Source organism: Thermodesulfovibrionia bacterium (genome assembly GCA_030646035.1).
GTDB lineage: Bacteria > Nitrospirota > Thermodesulfovibrionia > UBA6902 > UBA6902 > JACQZG01.
Genome location: JAUSMY010000009.1, coordinates 18602 through 37573, shown reverse-complemented (window position 1 = coordinate 37573; position 18972 = coordinate 18602). Strand labels below are relative to the sequence as shown.

Sequence of the window (18972 nt, the reverse complement as noted above, 5' to 3'; positions counted from 1 at the left end):
CCCCCCCCCCCCCCCCCCCCCCCCCCCCCCCCCCCCCCCCCCCCCCCCCCCCCCCCCCCCCCCCCCCCCCCCCCCCCCCCCCATAGGGCTCGTTTTATTTTATTCGCTGCTTTGGAACGCGCCGGTTTTTTTGCAGTTTGTTTTGTCATGATTTATATATATGTTTATCAAATTATATATTGTATGTCAATGATATGTGCAGCTTGAACCTGAATAATGCGGAATGTCGTGCTGAACTTTTATCAGATGTTTTTCTTATTTCTCTGGATGCCGAGCTTTTGCATCCTCGATTCAAGCGTCTTTGGATTGATGCCTAATATCTTTGCCGCCCCGTCCTTGCCGCTTACCCGCCATCCGGTTGTGTTCAGCGCGTCGATGATGTGCTGTTTCTCTGCATCTTCGAGAGTCTCGGACTGGTTTGCGCTTGAATGCGCGATCTTTGGTATATCCAGATGCAGCACAGGCCCGGTTGTGATTATCATCGCACGTTCAACAACATTCTTCAGTTCCCTTATGTTGCCCGGCCATGGATAGGCCTGCAGGGCTTCAACGCTCTTCTGCGGTATTGATTCGATACGCTTGCCCATCCTCTTGCAAAACTCCTGCACAAAAGACCATACGAGCGGCAGTATATCCTCCCGGCGTTCGCGAAGAGGCGGCACATCGATCTGAAAGACATTCAAACGATAGTAAAGGTCTTGCCTGAATCTGCCATCAATAACAGCCTTGCCAAGATCACAGTTCGTAGCAGAAATTATCCTGACGTCAACCTTCATGGTCTTTGGGCTGCCCAGTCGCTCAAATTCTCCGCTCTCCAATACACGAAGCAGCTTTGCCTGAAGTTCCAGCGGCAGTGAGTCAATCTCATCAAGAAAAATAGTTGAAGTATGCGCAAGCTCAAAACGGCCTATCTGCTTTGATATCGAGCCGGTAAAGGCGCCCTTCTCGCGGCCGAAGAGTTCACTTTCGATGAGCGTCGGCGGCAGGGCTGCACAGTTGACTTTGATCATGAGCCGGTCCTTTCGGGAGCTGATGCCATGGATAGCGTTTGCGACCAGTTCCTTTCCGGTGCCTGTCCCGCCCTGTATCAAGACCGTTGACTCTGTTCCCGCAACCTGTTCTATCTGCTTCAGCACAGTCTTTATCGCTTCACTGTTGCCCACGATGTTCTTGTGTGAGTGCAATAAATTAAATTCTTCCTTAAGGTATATGTTCTCATCACGCAACTGGTCTTTTAACTGCCTGACCTTCTCGATCTCTTCTGCAAGAGATGCGGTCCTTTCCCTCACCCGTTCTTCCAGCACATTGTTGTCATTCTCTATCTTCTTGTACAACAAGCGCACTTCGAGCATATTGCGGATGCGTGTCTTTACTTCGAGGAGATCAATGGGTTTGCTGATGAAATCCTTTGCGCCTGCTTCAAGCGCCCTCAGCTTGTGCCCAGGTTGGGCTGTGATCACGAGGATTGGAAGGTAGCCGTCCGTTTCGATCGCCTTTAATGCTTCCATCACCTGAAATCCATCCATGCCGGGCATAAGGAGATCAAGCAGGATCAGGTCATAGCGGTTATCGCGATACATGCCGCAGACAGCATGCGGGTCCATCGTAGATGTAATGTTCGTGTAGCCGGCGCTGCTCAGCATCTGCTCGAGTAGCTGCACATTTGCTACCTGATCATCAACGATCAGAATGCCTGCATTAAGAATATCAGCATCACTTACCATCATATTGATTTAGAGTCTGATCCTTTTTTAGCAAATTCCAGCGCCTTATCCAGCGTATTCATGAAATCTATCACATTGATCGGCTTGGTGAGATAGCTGAAGAATCCCGCATCCAGTCCTTTGCTGATATCATGCGGCATTGCATTGGCGCTGATGGCTATGACGGGAATGTGCGCAGTTGTAGGATATTCACGCAGGCTCTTCAGCGCCTCGATACCGCTCATGCCGGGCAGGTTGATGTCCATCAGGATCACCTCAGGCTGATGTATGCGCGCCAATGCGATGCCCTGCCTGCCGTCCCCAGCGCCCAAAAGGCGGAGATCGGAACGTCGTGCGACAAGCTGCTCGACCAGCTGCATGTTTGCACGGTTGTCTTCTACATACAGCAGGGTGCGCATCGCTGCGCCATGCTGTTCACGCGCTTCACCTGATGTACGAGGTTCGGCTTCGCCGGCCATAAGCTGCGGTTCAACAGCCGCGTTCAGTTCGACCCAGAATACGCTGCCCTTCCCGACAGTGCTTTCAACACCGATCTCTCCACCCATTAATTCGACAAGACGCTTGCTCACCACCAGTCCGATGCCGGTGCCTTCCTCTGCGTTTGCCTCCTGTCCGAGACGGTTGAACGGCTGAAAAAGCTGTTCGAGTTTTTGAGGAGACAATCCTTCACCAGTATCCCGCACGCTGATGCGTATGCGTTGTGCTGCGCCAGGGGCGCATGTAACTTCGACCGCCCCTTTGGCGCGGTTATATTTGATCGCGTTGGAAAGCAGGTTGATCAGAACCTGCTTCACCCTGGTTCTATCGGCATGAACAAAGTAAGGTATCTCGAACGCGGGGAAACTCATACGGATACCGTTTTTTTGCGCCTGTGGTTCTATCATCTCCTGGCATTCGAGCATCACATCTACCAGCGACATGGGTTCCGGAGACAGCGACAACCTGCCTGACTCGATAAGCGCGAGATCGAGAATTTCATTGATCAGCTCCAGCAGATACCATCCTCCTTTAAGGATCTGGTCTATACTGGCCTTTTGTGCTGGCGTCGGCTGCGGCGAACTCGTTTCCATTAATTGGGCGAAACCGAGTATCGCATTGAGCGGAGATCGCAGCTCATGGCTCATGCTGGAAAGGAATTCGGATTTCGCAAGGTTGGCTTTATCCGCCGTGAGCCTGGATTTCTCAAGTTCAATGTTCTTTTCCTGCAGCGCCTGAGAGCTGTCGTGCAATGCCTGCTGCGCGGCATATTCACCTGTGACATCGCGGAAGACCAGAACAGCGCCGATCACCTGGCCGTCGCGGTCGCGTATAGGCGCGCAGCTGTCAGCGATATCGCACTCGCTGCCGCCCCGTGCGATCAGTACCGTGTGGTTGGCAAGGCCCTGTATCGTGCCATGCGCCAGGGTTTCTATTACCGGGATAACGGCGGGTTGACGGGTTTCCTTGTTGATGATGTGAAAAATATCGTCCACCGGTCGGCCGATGGCCTCCGCCCGCTTCCAGCCCGTGAGCCGTTCGGCAAGGGGATTCATAAGCGTCACACGCCCTGCTGCATCAGTGGCTATCACTGCATCGCCTATGGAGTTGAGCGTAACCGCGAGCCTTTCCTCGCTGACCTGCAAGGTGAAGTTGGTACGCTGCAGTTCTTTATGCGTCTCCTCCTGAATATCGAGCAAATGCTGTTTCTCAGCTTCGATCTGCTTGCGCGCCGTGTTGTCGGTACCGATCAACAGATAGCCGATGATCGCGTTTTGCGCGTCACGCAGCGCAGTGACCGATACTACAGCTGGGAAGCGGCTGCCGTCTTTACGGATATAGGTCAGTTCGTATATGTCCTCTATGCCGCGCGATGCCTTGAAGACCAACGCCTCAAAGCCCGGAGTTATCGGAGTTCCGAGTTCAGCGCTCAACGCCTTGGCGCGCGCAATAACTTCCTGCGGATCAGAGATGTCAGCCGGCGTGATCTTGTTCATCACATCAGCTGCCGCATATCCCAGCATGCGCTCGGCTCCTACGTTAAATATCTGGATGACGCCCTTTGCGTCAGTGGCGATGCTCGAAAAGTTGGCGCTGTTGAAGATCGCGCTCTGCAACGCACCTGCCTTGAGCAGCGCCTCTTCCGCCTGCTTGCGCGCCGTGTTGTCTGTGCCGATCAGCAGATAGCCGATGATCGCGTTTTGCGCGTCACGCAGCGCAGTGACCGATACGACTGCCGGAAAGCGGCTGCCGTCTTTACGGATATAGGTCAGTTCGTATATGTCCTCTATGCCGCGCGATGCCTTGAAGACCAATGCTTCAAAGCCCGGAGTTATCGAAGTTCCGAGTTCAGCGCTCAACGCCTTGGCGCGCGCAATAACTTCCTGCGGATCAGAGATGTCAGCCGGCGTGATCTTGTTCATCACATCAGCTGCCGCATATCCCAGCATGCGCTCGGCGCCTACGTTGAAGATCTGGATGACGCCCTTCGCGTCCGTTGCAATGCTCGAAAAGTTGGCGCTGTTGAAGATCGCGCTCTGCAACGCTTCTCCTGCCAGCCTGCGGTCGGTGATGTCAACGATAGGGATCGTACTGCCAGTGCTGCTTTGACTTTCTGGTTGTTTGGGTGGGGTATGCGCTGTTATCTCTTTGGCGGGTTCTTTCTTCGAACTTCCTTGTTTTGATTTATCTTTCATAAGGGCAAGTATATCAGCATTATTATATATTTACCCAAAGCATCACTAAAGACAGACAGCTGTTTGACGCGTAAACCATTGTATGATAGCCTTACATGTAACCTTATAACTTTTTTTGGCTATACAGAGTATAGTATTCCTACAATGAATTCGAAGATGAAAAAAGTCCTTTATGTCATTGGCGTCAGCGCCGCAGCACTTGTTCTCGCAGCAGTCGTTTTCGTCCTCACTTTTGATATAAATTCCTACAGGCCCCGTATCGAGGCCGCTGTCTCTGGAGCGACCGGGCTGGAGGTCAGGATAAAAGGGAAGATGGAGCTCTCTGTCTTCCCTTTTGGCGTATCGGCAAAGAACATCTACATCACCAACAAGAAAGTCGAAATCGCTACCCTTGAAAGCCTTAAGCTGGCTGGGGAGCTGATGCCCCTGCTGAAGAAGCAGCTCAAGATCACCGGGTGCGAGCTTGTCAAACCGGTTGTCAGTATCGTGAAGGACGCATATGGGAAATATAATTTTGAAAGCACTGAAAAGATATCGGCTGAAGGGCAGTTCGGAGTAGTCTTCAGTTTGTATAAGCTCAAGATGTCCAAAGGAACACTTCTCTATCTCGACGAGAAGACTGGTGAAAAGACAGAGTTTAGAGATCTCGATCTGGCGATCAAAGATATCCAGGCAGGAAATAACGCAGCTGACTTTTTAAAGAACGCCTCGTTCACAGGAGACTTCAGCAGCAGTCAGGTGCTGCAGACAAACTTCAGGATCGAGAATCTCAAGTCTTCCGTAAGGGCGGTAAGGGGTGTATACAATTTCGAACCTCTTGCCGTCAGTTCCTTTGTCTACTTTGATAAGAAGGCCGGTGAAAAAACCGAGCTGAAAAATATCAATATGGCTGTCAAGGATCTTGTGATCGGAGATTCATCAGGAGATATCGCAAAGAATATCTCCTTCACGGGAAACCTGACCTGCAAGGAAGTACTAAATAAGGAACTCAAGATCGACAATCTCAGCAGTCTTATAAAAGTGGAGAATGGAGTGACATACCTCACTTCACTTAACATGGATATCTTCGGCGGTAAGGCTGAAGGATATCTTACTGCAGACAAGTCAGGAACCGACGCAAAGTATACGGTCAAATTTCAGATATTGGCGCTGGACTTCTCGGAATTTGAGAAGTTCTTCGGCGCAAAAAAGGTTATCGGCGGCAAGGGTGACCTGCATGCATACATAACGATAGAAGAAAAAGGAGCTAGAGATATGATGAGCGGCATGGATGGTACTTTTTCTCTCAGGGGCGATAATCTTGTCATTTATACAATGAATCTCGACAAGGTACTATCTTCGTACGAAAAGAGCCAGAAGTTTAACCTCGTAGACCTTGGCGCTTTCTTCATCGCCGGCCCTATCGGCACGGTTGCCGTCATGAGCACTGTTGCTCTAAAGGGATACCGTTATGGTGATCTCTATCTGCATGCACAGGAAGGACAGGGAACCATCACGCATTTCCTCTCTCACTGGGAGGTCAGGGGCGGTGTGGCAGACGCCACGGACTGCGCACTTTCGACTGACCATAATCGGGTTGCTCTTAAAGGCAAACTCGACCTTGTCAGAGGACGCTATGACAAAGTAACAGTGGCGCTTCTCGATGACAAGGGATGCGCAAAATTCAAACAAAACATCAGCGGCCCTTTCGGCAGTCCCGAGATCGGCAAGGTGAATGCTGTCGGGTCCCTTGCAGAACCGGTCTTCGACCTCTACAGGAAGGCTAAACGCTTTGTTCAAGGCGGCAGATGCGATGTCTTTTATAACGGAGCTGTACAGCAGCCTTCAGAGTAACTCCCCTGCTTAATGCACCTGCTGTCGGCCATTCCCGATAGATCGCTGTAGTACTAACTGGTTTATATGCTCTTTTGTCTTAAATGTGATGTAGTCCTTTTTCTCAAGGTCAAAAAGCTGTTTCTTGTAGCGGGCTGTGAGATCATACCACTCTCTTATCCTCATGCTGAAGCGGCTGTTTTCAGGATATTCAAGAGTATTCATAAAAGACTCGATAGCTAAATAATACCGGACAGCATTTCGCTCGATCGCGCCGCGCGGACCGCCGATATAGACAGGCCTGCCGTTTATGTCTGTTCCGGCTACTGTGAATCCGACCTTGCCCCTGCCGAGTGTTGCAAAATATCCTTTTTCCGCGAGGCGAAGCGCAGCACTGTCGTTATATGAATAACTGACATGGATAAAGGTCTTTCCACCTTCAAGTGACAGTGCCTCGAACCTCATGCTGTGGTCCTTTGTGCCGAAAGGGCCTTCATCAGCATTCAAAATAATATCAAGATACTTCTGCTGCTGATCAACTTTCCGGTATCGGTAAATGACTTGACGCGCATCTTCAGTGGTCTGATATCCTTTTCGGCCGATGAAAAAGGTCAGCAGCCATGTTCCTGGCAGTTCCCTGTAGGTGCATGCCTTGACATTTGGATTGAGGGACACGATATCGCACCAGTTCGCCGGAACCTTGAGCACGTTGACAACACTGCTGAATGGATGATCAAATATCCCATAGACATCCACATTCACCCTGTGGCCTTGCTCAAAGGACTCCAGAAAAAGAGGAATGCCGAAGCTGTTTTTCTCCAGCCGGGCCATGTTCTTTTGATAAGTCTCAAGAAGGATGTCTTCGTTCTGCAGGGGCTTTTCAACAGCTGAAGCAAAACCGGCAAAAAAAATAATCGCAGCTGCGGCAGTGAAGAGGAAGAATTTTAGAAAGTTTATGCTCTTATACTTATAATTCACATGCCCAGGATGAAGAGATGTTACAGCCATCGAACAAACAAGTTAACAAACCACTCCCTGGCCCTCGGCAGCAAAGGCCTTTTTTTCCACTCATCCCATTGGATCTCTCTGGAACCCGCAAGGTCACTGACAAACATCTGCTCCATCTCTACGGCAAATTCCTTACTCAGGACGACCGCATTTACCTCGTCATTTTTCAGCAAGCTCAGGAAGTCCATGTTGGTTGAGCCGACTGTTGACCAGACCTCGTCAACCACCGCGGTTTTAGCGTGCAGCAGGGAAGTACTGTGTTCGTATATCTTCACTCCCGACCTCAAAAGCTCGGAGTAATAATACCTCTGCGCATATAATGCCAGTTTGGAATCTGTGTTCCCCGGGAGAATGATCTTTACGTCAACACCGCGCCCGGCAGCATCAGTAAGCGCCTTTACTATCTGATCGTCAGGGATAAAATAGGAGTTCGTCATGTGAATAGAAGACTCCGCAAAAACGATGGCAGACACATACATAATAAAAGTGAGACGGTTGTCCTCTCCGGGGGTGCTGCCGACCACACGCACCAGGGAATTACCCGCTTCTTTCAGGACAGGGAAATAGTTTTTCTCAGAGAGCTTCGGCCCATTCTGCTTCAGCCAGGTGTCAAGAAACAGCTTCTGGAATTCAGCAACGGCAGGGCCTTCGATCTGAATGTCTGTGTCACGCCAGTGAATTGGAGCTTTTTCATTCTTCTTCCGTTTGAAAGGGCTGCTCGAATAAACCTTGCTGATGTTGATCCCTCCGGTAATTGCGGCTTTGCCGTCGATGATCAATATTTTGCGATGGTCCCGGTGTGTCAGTCCCCAATCCCCATTGGCCTTCAGCGGATTTATCGGATTGAAACCGACCACCTGAATTCCGCTGTCGCGCAGGCGCTGAAAAAAAGTATCAGGAGTTTTCATGCTGCCCACGCTGTCATAGATGATATTTACCTGAACCCCTTCAGCCTGTTTTTTCAAAAGCAGTTCGGCAAATTTACGGCCTGTCTCATCATCCTCGATGATATAGCTTTCAAGATTGATATGGTCTTTGGCATTCTCTATGATTTTAAACATTGCGGCATAGGTCGCCTGTCCGTCGGCAAGCAGAGTTACTTTGTTCCCCTTTGTCAACGGGCTTTCGGTGACCGATTCCACCACTACAAGGTGGCGCTGCAGAATGTCAGTCGGGTCGACCGACAGCTTCAGCCGTTCCATGATAGCCTTGCTTTTTTCTGGAGATAGCAGTCCTTTGGATGAAACGATCTGACGGGGTTTCTGGCCGGCCGGCGTTTCATCGATCACTTCAGAAACGTCCGGCAGCATAGTACATCCATTGCTGATGCTCAAAAAGGATAAGAGTAGAAATAATAAAAAGAAAGGCTTGACGCTTTTCATGTCTTCATTCTATCACGGAATAATCTCTTCCGCCATGAATGTCAAATCTCAGCCGCTTATTCTACTTCTTCTTGTTAGTCTCTTTCACCAGCGCCTGTCCGATGACATTGCGCTGTATCTGATTCGTGCCTTCATAGATCTGGAGTATCTTTGCGTCGCGCATCATCTTCTCAACAGGATACTCTTTCATATATCCGGAACCACCCATGATCTGAACGGCGTCAACAGTCACCCTCATAGCAACATCGCTTGCAAAGAGCTTTGCCATTGCAGAGACCTTGCTTATATCCTTTTCCCCGCCGTCAATATGCCTTGCCACTGAATAGACGAGCGCCCTTGCAGCCTCTATCTCTGTCGCCATATTCGCGAGCATGTGCTGGATCGCCTGGAAGCTGCTTATCGCCTGGCCGAACTGTCTCCTCTCAACTGCAAATGCAAGAGCTGCGTCAAGCGCTCCCTGCGCAACACCTACGCCCTGAGCACCGACCCCGTTCCTTGCGATGTCAAGGGTCTTCATGGCAATTATAAAGCCCATGCCCTCTTTTCCTATAATGTTCTCCGCCGGTATACGGCAGTTGTCAAAGACAAGCTCCCTTGTGGATGAAGCCCTTATACCGAGTTTGTTTTCTTTCTTGCCGTAAGTGAAACCCTTTGTCCCGTGTTCAACAATGAACATGGATGCACCGCGAGTGCCCTTGCTCTTGTTTGTCATCGCGACAACAGTATTTATCTCAGCCTCTCCGCCGTTGGTGATCCACTGCTTCGTGCCGTTAAGCACATATTCATTACCTTCTTTGACCGCGGTCGTCTGAACCCCTGCAGCATCGCTGCCTGCGTTTGCCTCGGTAAGAGCAAAAGCCACCAGCCTCTTGCCTGCTGCTATAGCAGGAAGGAACTGCTTCTTCTGCTCATCAGAACCGCTAAGGATTATCGGCAGAAAACCAAGCGCGTTTGCTGAATATGACGTTGCCACACCGAGGCACGCCCTGCTGAGTTCCTCTATGGCTATTGCAAGCTCAAGCGATCCCATGCCGAGCCCTCCGTATTCCTCAGGAATGAAAAGCCCGAAGAGGTCTGACTGCGCAAGCACCTTCATTATCTCCCAGGGGAACTCTTCCTTCTCATCCAGCTCCGACCTGACAGGAACTATCTTCTCCTCGGCGATACGGCGAGTGAGGTCCCTGATCATCTCCTGTTCTTCATTTAAAAAATAATTCATTGAGTTTCCTCCATAAGATTCAGATATATAATGTGTATATTCTAACGATACAAACGGGAATAGTTTATATTATTTCAGTCAGATACTTCCACAATTATTTGCAGTTTTGACCAGCCTACCACCTGATCAATGATGATGCCCAGGTGAGCCCGCTGCCGAATGCCTCAAGCATTATATAGTCGCCCTCTTTTATCCTGTTGCTCCTGAGCGCTTCATCAAGGGCTATGGGGATGGAGGCGCTTGAGGTATTTCCGTATTTTTCAAGATTGACAAACACCTTATCCATGGAGAGGCCGAGCCTCTTGGCAGTAGCCTGTATGATCCTTATGTTTGCCTGATGCGGTATAAGAAGTGAAAGCTGCGAGGCTTTTATCTTATCAGCCTTAAGTGTATCAACGACCAGCTGCTCCAGCGTCTTGACCGCGACCCTGAATGTCTCATTGCCCTTCATCTGTATAAAGTGCATCTTCTTCTTCACGCTCGCTTCTGTGGGAGGATGCTGTGAGCCTCCGCCCGGAATCGTTATCAGGTCCCATAATTCGCCGTTAGAGAAAAGGCGGGTTGATAATATGCCGTGCTTGCCCGTAGTCGGCTCCATCACAACGGCTCCGGCTCCGTCTGCAAATATAACGCACGTCGACCTGTCCTCCCAGTCGAGAAACTTAGAATTGACCTCAGCGCTGACAAGGAGGAGTTTTTTGGATGTCTTGCTCCTTATAAAGCTGTCTGCAACTGAAAGCCCGTAGAGAAAACCGCTGCATGCGGCATTAATATCAAAGGCAGCCGCGTTCTTCGCTCCGAGTTTTCCCTGAAGGATTGAGGCGGTAGAGGGCATCGGCATATCACCGCTCATCGTCGTGACTATTATCATGTCGATATCAGAAGGCTTCAGCCCCGCACTCTTGAGTGCTATCTTTGAAGCCTTGAGGCAAAGATCTGAGGTGACCTCATCCTTGCTTACGACACGCCGCTCTTTGATGCCTGTCCGCTCGGTGATCCAGTCGTCAGACGTGTCAACCATCTTTTCAAGCTGAAAGTTGGTGAGAACTTTTTCAGGCAGGTATGAACCGGTTCCGGTGATTCTACTCCGCAGAGGCAAGCTTCTCCTCCCTGGAGATACTGGAACTGAATTCTTGTGATATGAGATCAGATACTCCGGTGTTATAATATTCAGCAGCTACTATTATCGCGTTCTTGATCGCCTTTGCGCTTGAACGGCCGTGGCTGATGATGCAGGGTTTGTTCAGACCTAAAAGCGGTGCGCCGCCGTATTCGGCATAGTGGGTCTTCTTTCTGAATTTGGCAAATACACCCTTCATAAAGAGGTAGCCTATCCTGCCTGACAGGCTGATCGATATCTCGTGCTGGAGCATCTTGGATATCGCCTCTGCCAGCCCTTCACTTATCTTTAGGGCTATGTTGCCGACAAAGCCGTCGCAAACCACAACATGGGCCTCGCCCTTATATATCTCCTTGCCCTCAACATTGCCGATGAAATTGAAGTTAGAATTCTTAAGGAGCTTGAAAGCCTCTTTGGTAAGCTCATTCCCCTTTGCATCCTCTTCGCCGATACCAAGCAGCCCGACCTTCGGGTTCTCTATATGAAAGACCTTCCTCATATAAGCCTCGCCCATGATCGCAAACTGGTATAAATTCATAGGGTCGCAGTCGACATTTGCGCCCGCATCGATAAGCAGAAAGAAATTTCCCTTTAACGCAGGCATAATGGTTGCAATGGCAGGCCTGTCAACTCCGGGGATCTTGCCCAGCTTAAAAAGCGCTGTAGCCATGACAACGCCGGAATTCCCCGCGCTTACCATGGCATCGGCCTCGCCTGTTTTCACAAGCTCTAACGCTACGCTTATGGATGAATCCTTCTTGCGCCTGACAGCAGTCATCGGGGGCTCGCCCATTCCGACTACCTGTGAGGCATGCTTTATGATTATCCGTTCGGAACTGAATTTTCTCTTCGCAATCTCTCTGCCCAGTTCAACTTCGTCGCCGACAAGGATTACTGTGAGGTCTTTACACTCTCTGACCGCCTCTACTGCTCCCTGAACCGTTGTAGCAGGGGCGTGGTCTCCGCCCATTGCGTCAAGGGATATCCTCATGCAAGTTCTTTTTCAACAACTTCAATTATTTTCTTGCCCCTGTACTTACCGCAGCTCTGACAGACCCTGTGAGGGAGAGTAGGCTCCTGGCACTCAGGACAGAGAGCGATACTGGAAAGTGTCAGCTTCCAGTTAGCGCGTCTTTTGTCTCTTCTGGCTTTACTGTGTCTGGATGTTGGATTTGGCATTTTGTACTCCTTTCATTTTTTTAATCTATTCTTCAGCTCGCTGAGCTTGGCTAATCTCGGATCGATTTCCTCTTCTTTGCATGCGCATGACCCGGTATTGAGGTCTATGCCGCATTTGGAACATATCCCCCTGCAGTCAGGCCTGCATAACTGCTTTATGGGAACCTGCAGGAGCATCTGCTCCTTGATAAGTTCCTTAACATCTATTTCATCATTGCTGTAATACCCGATATTCAGTTCATCGCTGCCGAGCTCATGCTCGCTTGCCCGGGCGATCTCGGTATCAGGGACATACTCATCCGAAAAATCAACATCCATGGAATATGGAAATTCTTCCAGGCAGCGGCTGCAGGACAGCGTAGCCGTCATGCCGGCATGTCCTTCGATATGGACACTGTCCCCATACTTCATTACACTCATAGTTACATGAGCTGTCTTCTCTATTCCGCCATCCTCAAGAGAGATCGGAATATCAAACTCTTTTTCCAACCCTTCGGAAGGGATATCATATACAAGGATCTTCATTGCAACGCCTTTAAAATTAAAAGTGGTATTAATTATATTGTCTGATTCAGCTGATTGTCAACGAGGCAGTACCTTCATACTTATGTCAGAGGCTTGCGCGGAATGGGTAATAGCCCCTACTGATATGAGGTCCACACCGGCTGCCGCCACTGAATTTACATTATCTAAATTGATGCCGCCGGATGCTTCAATGATGGTTTTCGGCATTATAGAACGGATAATATCTACAGCTTTTTTAATATTATGGAGCGGCATATTATCAAGCATTATGATATCCGCGCCGGCAGATAATGCCGCCCTGACTTCAGTGATATTCCTTGTTTCAACCTCTATTATTAGTGACTTACCGGCATTCCGTTTCGCAAGTTCAACCGCCCTGCACACTCCCCCGGCTGCATCAATATGATTGTCCTTTATAAGAACAGCATCAAAGAGGCCGAATCGGTGATTATGACCCCCGCCTGTTTTTACGGCATACTTATCAAATAACCTCAGCCCCGGCGCTGTCTTTCTGGTGTCGACTATTCTTGCCTTGTGCCGTTTCACAGCATTGACATATTTGCCTGTGAGTGTGGCTATGCCTGACATACGCTGTAGAAGGTTCAGAGCTACACGCTCAGCCATGAGTATGCTCGACGTGTCTCCGCTTACACTGGCAAATGCTGTTCCCTTTTTCAGCCTGCTCCCTTCTTTTCTAATCACGCTGAACTTCACACCAGGATCTAAAAGTTCAAACGTCCTTTTTGCAAAAGGCAGCCCTGAAATAATACAGTCTTGCTTGGCTACAAAAACAGCCTTTGTTTTATGACCCTTAGGTATAACAGAAGATGTTGTCACATCACCCGAGCCGATATCCTCGTTAAGCGCATTCCTGATGGCCGCGTCAATATAAGCTGAACTCTTTTTTATACTGCTAGCCATCAGACTTCTTCCACTCTTTAAGTTTATCGATGTTCTCTTTAATGGAATCTATTTTATCCTTTAGTTCAGAGTGCTTAGCCTTGTTCTCCTCAACAACTGCCTCAGGCGCTTTGCTGACAAATCCCTCATTGGAAAGCTTCTTGTCAATAAAGGCAAATGTCTCCTGAACCTTGGACATCTCCTTGCTCAATCTGCTTAACTCTGCATCAATATCAAACAAGCCCTTAAGAGGAACATATATCTCCATAGACGGCCTTATTGAAGTTGCCGCGCCTTCAGGCGATACGATATCATCACCTGTCTCGATATCAGCCTTTGCAAGTTTTGTTATGTAAGTTATGTTCTCATCTATGACAGCCTTTGCACCTTCCATAGTTCTTATCATGGCTGTCAGCTGAAGGCCGGGTGAGAGGTTGAGTTCGCCTCTGATATTCCTTATGCCTGTGACAACATCCATTATCACCTTCATCTTTCTTTCAGCCTCAGGGTCAGGGATGCCGTCACTGGCTGTCGGGTATCTGCTGATGCAGATGCTCTCTGCTTTGTCCTTAACAGTACAGTCCTGCCAGAGTTCCTCAGTGAGAAAAGGCATGAGCGGGTGCATAAGCCTGAGAGTTGCCTCAAAGGTGTGAACAAGAACACTGACCGCTGAGTTCTTCGACGCAGTATCATCACTGTAAAGTTCAGGCTTTATCATCTCAACATACCAGTCGCAGAGTTCATGCCACATGAACTGGTAGAGTATGCCGGCAGAATCATTGAACCTGTACTCTTCAAGTGATTTATTAACATCTTCGCTTACAGCAGAGACGCGGCTCAATATCCACCTGCTCGGTAGGCTGAGGTTCTTAAGTTCTTTAACAGGCAATATGACGGTGTCGTCAGTAATATTCATAGATATGAATCTTGAAACATTCCATATCTTATTAATGAAGTGCCTGTACCCTTCGACCTTCTTCTTTGAGAACTTTATATCCCTGCCCTGCGCGGCATAAGCGGCAAGCGTGAAGCGAACCGCATCCGTGCCGAACTCGCCTGTCAGTTCAAGAGGGTCAACAACATTGCCTTTAGACTTGCTCATCTTCTTGCCTTCTTCATCCCTGATAAGCGCGTGGATATATGTGTGCCTGAAGGGTTCCTTGCCCATGAACTTCTCGCCCATCATGATCATGCGCGCTACCCAGAAGAAGAGTATGTCAAAACCTGTTATCAGAACATCTGTGGGATAGAAGGTCTTAAGGTCATCAGTATCGTCAGGCCAGCCGAGTGTTGAGAAAGGCCAGAGCGCTGATGAGAACCATGTATCAAGCACATCCTCATCCTGCTTTAATTCCATGCTTCCGCACTTGCACTGCGTTGGGGTCTCAGCCGATACGATGACCTCACCGCATGCCCCGCAGTACCAGACAGGGATACGGTGTCCCCACCATATCTGCCTTGATATGCACCAGTCCTTTATATTCTCCATCCAGTCAAAGTAACTGTTCTCCCAGCCGGAAGGGATTATCTTTACGCTGCCTTCCTTAACAGATTTTATCGCTTCTTCCGCAAGAGGCTTGATCTTGACAAACCACTGCTTTGAGAGAAACGGTTCAACAACCGTCCTGCACCTGTAGCAGTGGCCTATCGCATGGTCGTGATCCTTGACCATCTCAAGATGGCCTGCGTCTTCAAGGTCTTTGAGAACATTCTTCCTGCACTCAAACCTGTCCTGCCCCTTGTAACGACCTGCTGCTTCAGACATTGTGCCGTCGCCGTTCAGGATATTAATGAACTGCAGGCCATGCCTCTGTCCCATATCAAAGTCATTCGGGTCGTGCGCAGGAGTCACCTTTACAGCGCCGGTGCCGAATGATGAATCAACAAATTCATCCGCTATGACAATTATCTCTCTGTTTATAAGCGGAAGCCTTATTTTTTTGCCGATAAGATGCATGTACCGTGCATCATCAGGATTAACAGCTACGGCGGTATCGCCGAGAAATGTCTCAGGCCTTGTAGTAGCAACAACGAGATGCCCTTCTTCACCGGCAAGGTTATATTTTATATAATAGAGCTTCCCCTGCCTGTCCTCATGCTCGACCTCAAGGTCAGAGAGAGCGGTATGGCATCTCGGGCACCAGTTGATAAGATACTCGCCTCTGTAGATAAGCCCCTCTTCATAGAGCCTTATAAAGACCTCTCTGACCGCTTTTGATAAACCTGCGTCAAGAGTGAACCTCTCCCTGCTCCAGTCGCATGACGCGCCCATGCTCTTGAGCTGGCTGATTATCCTGTCGCCGTGAAGCTTCTTCCACTCCCAGACCTTCTCAATGAACTTCTCGCGGCCAAGCGCATGCCTGTTTGTGCCGTGCTTCACAAGGTCCTTCTCAACGACATTCTGTGTGGCGATGCCCGCGTGGTCAGTGCCCGGCAGCCAGAGGGTGTTGAAGCCTGACATACGCTTCCACCTTATCATTATGTCCTGAAGCGTTATATCAAGCGCATGGCCCATGTGGAGAGAGCCTGTTACATTCGGCGGAGGTATGACTATGCAGTAAGAAGGCTTGTCACTCTTCGACTCAGCCTTGAAGTAGCCCTTCTCAAGCCATTCCTTATACCACTTCTTCTCAACATCTTCAGGATTATATCTTTTATCTATCATGGTTATTTCCTTTTATTATGGCTCTAAAACCTATAGCAGAATACCAAAAAAAGCTTAATATAATAACATTAAAATATCAATAAGGCTTTGGAGGGGAGATTCAGCGTTAAAACGAAAATCAATGCAGAGTTGAAAGCCTCACGATGTCTTTCCGCCCTTATCCGAAAGCCGTCTCTTTATCTCATACAGCTTATTAAGCGCGTCGATCGGGGTCATGCTCATAACATCAAGCCCGAGTATCTCCTTTAGCACAGGGTCTGCCTGTGTGGTAAAGAGGTCAAGCTGTCCGACAGAGCTTTTTTTAGAGCGCTCAGCGTCAGATGAATATGCAAGCTTCGGCGCGCCGAGTTCGTTCAGCTCGGACTTCTCAAGGTTTGAGAGTATCTCTTTCGCCCTCGTAATAGCATCTTGAGGAAGGCCCGCAAGCCTCGCTACCTGTATGCCGTAGCTCTTGTCAGCCGGGCCTTCTTCTATCTTTCTTAAGAAAATTATCTCTTCGCCCCACTCTTTTACTGCAACATTGAGGTTCTTTATTCCGTCTAAAACTATAGAGAGTTCCGTAAGTTCATTGTAATGCGTCGCAAAGAGGGTCCTTGAATGAAGCCTGTTCGCTATGTATTCAACAACAGCCCATGCGATGCTTATGCCGTCAAATGTGCTTGTTCCCCTGCCAACCTCATCCAAAATGATAAGGCTCTTGTCAGTCGCGTTATTGAGTATGTTCGCGGTCTCAAGCATCTCAAGCATGAATGTGCTCTGGCCTTTTGTAATCACATCAGATGCGCCTATCCTTGTAAATATCCTGTCAACAACGCCTATCCTCGCAGAAGCTGCAGGCACATAGCTGCCCATCTGCGCCATAAGCACTATGAGCGCCACCTGCCTCATATATGTTGACTTGCCCGCCATGTTGGGGCCGGTTATTATCAGGACATTGTTTGCGCCGTTATCAAGCAGTACGTCATTGGGAACAAACCTCTCATCAGACGCAAGCCTCTCGATAACAGGATGCCTGCCGTCAGTTATCTCTATCCTGTCACCGTCATCAACAACAGGGCACTCATAGCTGTATTTTTTGGCAACGCGCGCCAGAGAGTAAAGCACATCAAGCTCTGCTATGGCTGAAGAGCTCTTCTGAAGCCGGGCTACCTCTTTTGCAGCCTCATTCCTTATCTCAACAAAGAGGTCATACTCCAGAACCTTGAGCCTCTCTTCAGCTCCGAGTATCTTTGTCTCATATTCTTTCAGCTCAGGAGTTATGAACCTTTCGCCGCCAACCAGCGTCTGCTTCCTTATATAATGATCAGGGACCTGAGGGAGGTTTGTATTTGTGATCTCTATGAAATAGCCGAATATCCTGTTAAAGCCCACCTTGAGAGATGAGATACCTGTTTTCTCCCTCTCGCTCTTCTGAAGTGTTACGATAAAGTCCTTGACGCTTCCGCTTATATCACGCAGCTCGTCTATCCCGGCATTATAGCCGTGCTTAATAAGCCCGCCGTCCCTCATGCTCATGGGCGCGTCTTCATTAATGGCTCCATCTATCAGTGACATAAGGTCATTGAGTTCATCAATATTTGCTGAAAGAACCGACATCCTCTTATTACTGATACTGCTTATAACTTCCTTCAGCTCTGGGAAACTCTTCAGAGAAGACTTCAGCGCCGTAAGGTCACGCGCATTGGCGCTTTCGTTATTTATTTTGGAAGCTATCCTCTCGATGTCAGCTGTCCTGTCAAGGAGATCATGTATCCGTGAAAGCTTCGCCCCGCTTTCTAAAAGCGCGCCGACAGCAGACTGCCTCGTCTTTATTTCATCAGGGCTGAGAAGGGGATTCACTATCCATGTCCTCAGCAGCCTTCCTCCCATGGGAGTAAGAGTCTCGTCAAGCACGCCAAGCAGGCTGCCCTCGATATCACCGCTCTTCATATTCTTTGTGATCTCAAGGTTCCTCTGGGTAGCGGCATCAAGCAGCATGCATGAGTCGCGCCTCAGCACGCTTAATTTACTGAATGAGACAGCATCCTTCTGTGTCTCTTCAAGATAGTTCATCAAAGCGCCTGCAGCAGAAATGGCAACGATCATACCCTCGCACCCGTAGCCTTCAAGAGAGGCAACATTTAAATGTTTCAGGAGCTTTCTATATGCCTCGATGTAATCAAAATACCAGTCGTCATAAGGCGTGAGAAAATAATCATCAAGGCTGGTTCCCACAGTTGCGCTGTCCTTTAAGCCGAGAGGATAAAGCACTTCCTTGGGCTGGAACCTGTTAATCTCATCTTCGAGATTGTCAAAGGTCTCGTAAAGAAAGAACTCGCCAGTTGTAATATCAGCGACTGCGATGCCGAAGATGCTCTCCTTTTGAAAGAATGACAGGATGTAATTGTTCTCCTTAGGATTGTCAGCATGGAATGTTCCCGGAGTGACTACCTTTACAACCTCTCTATTCACAATACCCTTTGCGTCTTTGGCATCCTCGACCTGCTCGCATATAGCGACCTTATGGCCCGCATTGATAAGTTTTGCGATGTAATTGTCAGCTGCAAAATGAGGAATCCCGCACATCGGCATCTTAGCGTCCTTGCCCGCGCTTCTGGAAGTGAGGGTTATCTGAAGGATCTTTGAGGCAACAACCGCATCCTGGCCGAACATCTCATAGAAATCCCCCAGACGGAAGAATAATATCGCATCCGGATGGTTGCGCTTGACCTGCTGATATTGTTTCATTAAAGGGGTAAGTTCAGACATAATTTAAGCCTTTTGGGA

13 protein-coding genes are annotated in these 18972 nt (G+C 49.0%); 1 reads left to right on the top strand and 12 read right to left on the bottom strand.

The window, feature by feature from the left end:
- Positions 1–242: 242 nt before the first annotated feature.
- Positions 243–1727, bottom strand: coding sequence for a sigma-54 dependent transcriptional regulator (locus Q7U10_00960; protein ID MDO8281186.1), 1485 nt, complete (start codon positions 1725–1727; stop codon positions 243–245).
- Entirely contained in the window at positions 1724–4396 is a 2673-nt protein-coding gene (locus Q7U10_00955; protein MDO8281185.1) for a PAS domain S-box protein, read from the bottom strand. Before Q7U10_00955 ends, Q7U10_00960 begins: the two co-directional genes overlap by 4 nt.
- Before the next feature lie 156 nt (positions 4397–4552).
- Between Q7U10_00955 and Q7U10_00950 the strand changes: the two genes are divergently transcribed.
- On the top strand, positions 4553–6229 hold the full coding sequence (locus Q7U10_00950; GenBank protein MDO8281184.1) for an AsmA family protein: 1677 nt from the start codon (positions 4553–4555) through the stop codon (positions 6227–6229).
- 9 nt (positions 6230–6238) lie between these two features.
- Here the strand turns inward: Q7U10_00950 and Q7U10_00945 are convergent, their stop codons facing one another.
- From Q7U10_00945 to mutS, 10 genes are all read right to left on the bottom strand, one after another.
- Complete coding sequence (locus Q7U10_00945; protein ID MDO8281183.1) at positions 6239–7216, bottom strand: hypothetical protein; 978 nt, start codon at positions 7214–7216, stop codon at positions 6239–6241.
- Positions 7207–8526 (bottom strand): cardiolipin synthase, encoded by a 1320-nt coding sequence (gene cls, locus Q7U10_00940; GenBank protein MDO8281182.1) that lies wholly within the window; start codon positions 8524–8526, stop codon positions 7207–7209. Before cls ends, Q7U10_00945 begins: the two co-directional genes overlap by 10 nt.
- A 133-nt stretch (positions 8527–8659) precedes the next feature.
- The gene (locus Q7U10_00935) at positions 8660–9817 is read right to left on the bottom strand and encodes an acyl-CoA dehydrogenase family protein (protein ID MDO8281181.1); all 1158 of its coding nucleotides are present in this window, start codon (positions 9815–9817) and stop codon (positions 8660–8662) included.
- A 115-nt stretch (positions 9818–9932) separates the two neighbouring features.
- The gene (locus Q7U10_00930) at positions 9933–10910 is read right to left on the bottom strand and encodes a beta-ketoacyl-ACP synthase III (GenBank protein MDO8281180.1); all 978 of its coding nucleotides are present in this window, start codon (positions 10908–10910) and stop codon (positions 9933–9935) included.
- The gene (gene plsX / locus Q7U10_00925) at positions 10900–11928 is read right to left on the bottom strand and encodes a phosphate acyltransferase PlsX (protein MDO8281179.1); all 1029 of its coding nucleotides are present in this window, start codon (positions 11926–11928) and stop codon (positions 10900–10902) included. The genes Q7U10_00930 and plsX overlap by 11 nt, the downstream gene beginning before the upstream one ends.
- Positions 11925–12116: a 50S ribosomal protein L32 gene (gene rpmF, locus Q7U10_00920; protein MDO8281178.1), complete on the bottom strand. Its 192-nt coding sequence runs from the start codon at positions 12114–12116 to the stop codon at positions 11925–11927. The genes plsX and rpmF overlap by 4 nt, the downstream gene beginning before the upstream one ends.
- A gap of 12 nt (positions 12117–12128) precedes the next feature.
- Positions 12129–12641, bottom strand: coding sequence for a DUF177 domain-containing protein (locus tag Q7U10_00915; protein MDO8281177.1), 513 nt, complete (start codon positions 12639–12641; stop codon positions 12129–12131).
- Between the two features lie 57 nt (positions 12642–12698).
- The gene (gene nadC, locus Q7U10_00910) at positions 12699–13562 is read right to left on the bottom strand and encodes a carboxylating nicotinate-nucleotide diphosphorylase (protein ID MDO8281176.1); all 864 of its coding nucleotides are present in this window, start codon (positions 13560–13562) and stop codon (positions 12699–12701) included.
- On the bottom strand, positions 13555–16206 hold the full coding sequence (locus Q7U10_00905; protein MDO8281175.1) for a valine--tRNA ligase: 2652 nt from the start codon (positions 16204–16206) through the stop codon (positions 13555–13557). The genes nadC and Q7U10_00905 overlap by 8 nt, the downstream gene beginning before the upstream one ends.
- A gap of 138 nt (positions 16207–16344) precedes the next feature.
- Positions 16345–18954, bottom strand: coding sequence for a DNA mismatch repair protein MutS (mutS, locus tag Q7U10_00900; GenBank protein MDO8281174.1), 2610 nt, complete (start codon positions 18952–18954; stop codon positions 16345–16347).
- Positions 18955–18972 lie beyond the last annotated feature (18 nt).

What these genes read in the sequence shown, in the direction of transcription:
- Q7U10_00960 (MDO8281186.1), bottom strand. Translation starts at nt 1,727, where the DNA reads ATGATGGTAAGTGATGCTGATATTCTTAATGCAGGCATTCTGATCGTT.
- Q7U10_00955 (MDO8281185.1), bottom strand. Translation starts at nt 4,396, where the DNA reads ATGAAAGATAAATCAAAACAAGGAAGTTCGAAGAAAGAACCCGCCAAA.
- Q7U10_00950 (MDO8281184.1), top strand. Translation starts at nt 4,553, where the DNA reads ATGAAAAAAGTCCTTTATGTCATTGGCGTCAGCGCCGCAGCACTTGTT.
- Q7U10_00945 (MDO8281183.1), bottom strand. Translation starts at nt 7,216, where the DNA reads ATGGCTGTAACATCTCTTCATCCTGGGCATGTGAATTATAAGTATAAG.
- cls (MDO8281182.1), bottom strand. Translation starts at nt 8,526, where the DNA reads ATGCTGCCGGACGTTTCTGAAGTGATCGATGAAACGCCGGCCGGCCAG.
- Q7U10_00935 (MDO8281181.1), bottom strand. Translation starts at nt 9,817, where the DNA reads ATGAATTATTTTTTAAATGAAGAACAGGAGATGATCAGGGACCTCACT.
- plsX (MDO8281179.1), bottom strand. Translation starts at nt 11,928, where the DNA reads ATGAGGATATCCCTTGACGCAATGGGCGGAGACCACGCCCCTGCTACA.
- rpmF (MDO8281178.1), bottom strand. Translation starts at nt 12,116, where the DNA reads ATGCCAAATCCAACATCCAGACACAGTAAAGCCAGAAGAGACAAAAGA.
- Q7U10_00915 (MDO8281177.1), bottom strand. Translation starts at nt 12,641, where the DNA reads ATGAAGATCCTTGTATATGATATCCCTTCCGAAGGGTTGGAAAAAGAG.
- nadC (MDO8281176.1), bottom strand. Translation starts at nt 13,562, where the DNA reads ATGGCTAGCAGTATAAAAAAGAGTTCAGCTTATATTGACGCGGCCATC.
- Q7U10_00905 (MDO8281175.1), bottom strand. Translation starts at nt 16,206, where the DNA reads ATGATAGATAAAAGATATAATCCTGAAGATGTTGAGAAGAAGTGGTAT.
- mutS (MDO8281174.1), bottom strand. Translation starts at nt 18,954, where the DNA reads ATGTCTGAACTTACCCCTTTAATGAAACAATATCAGCAGGTCAAGCGC.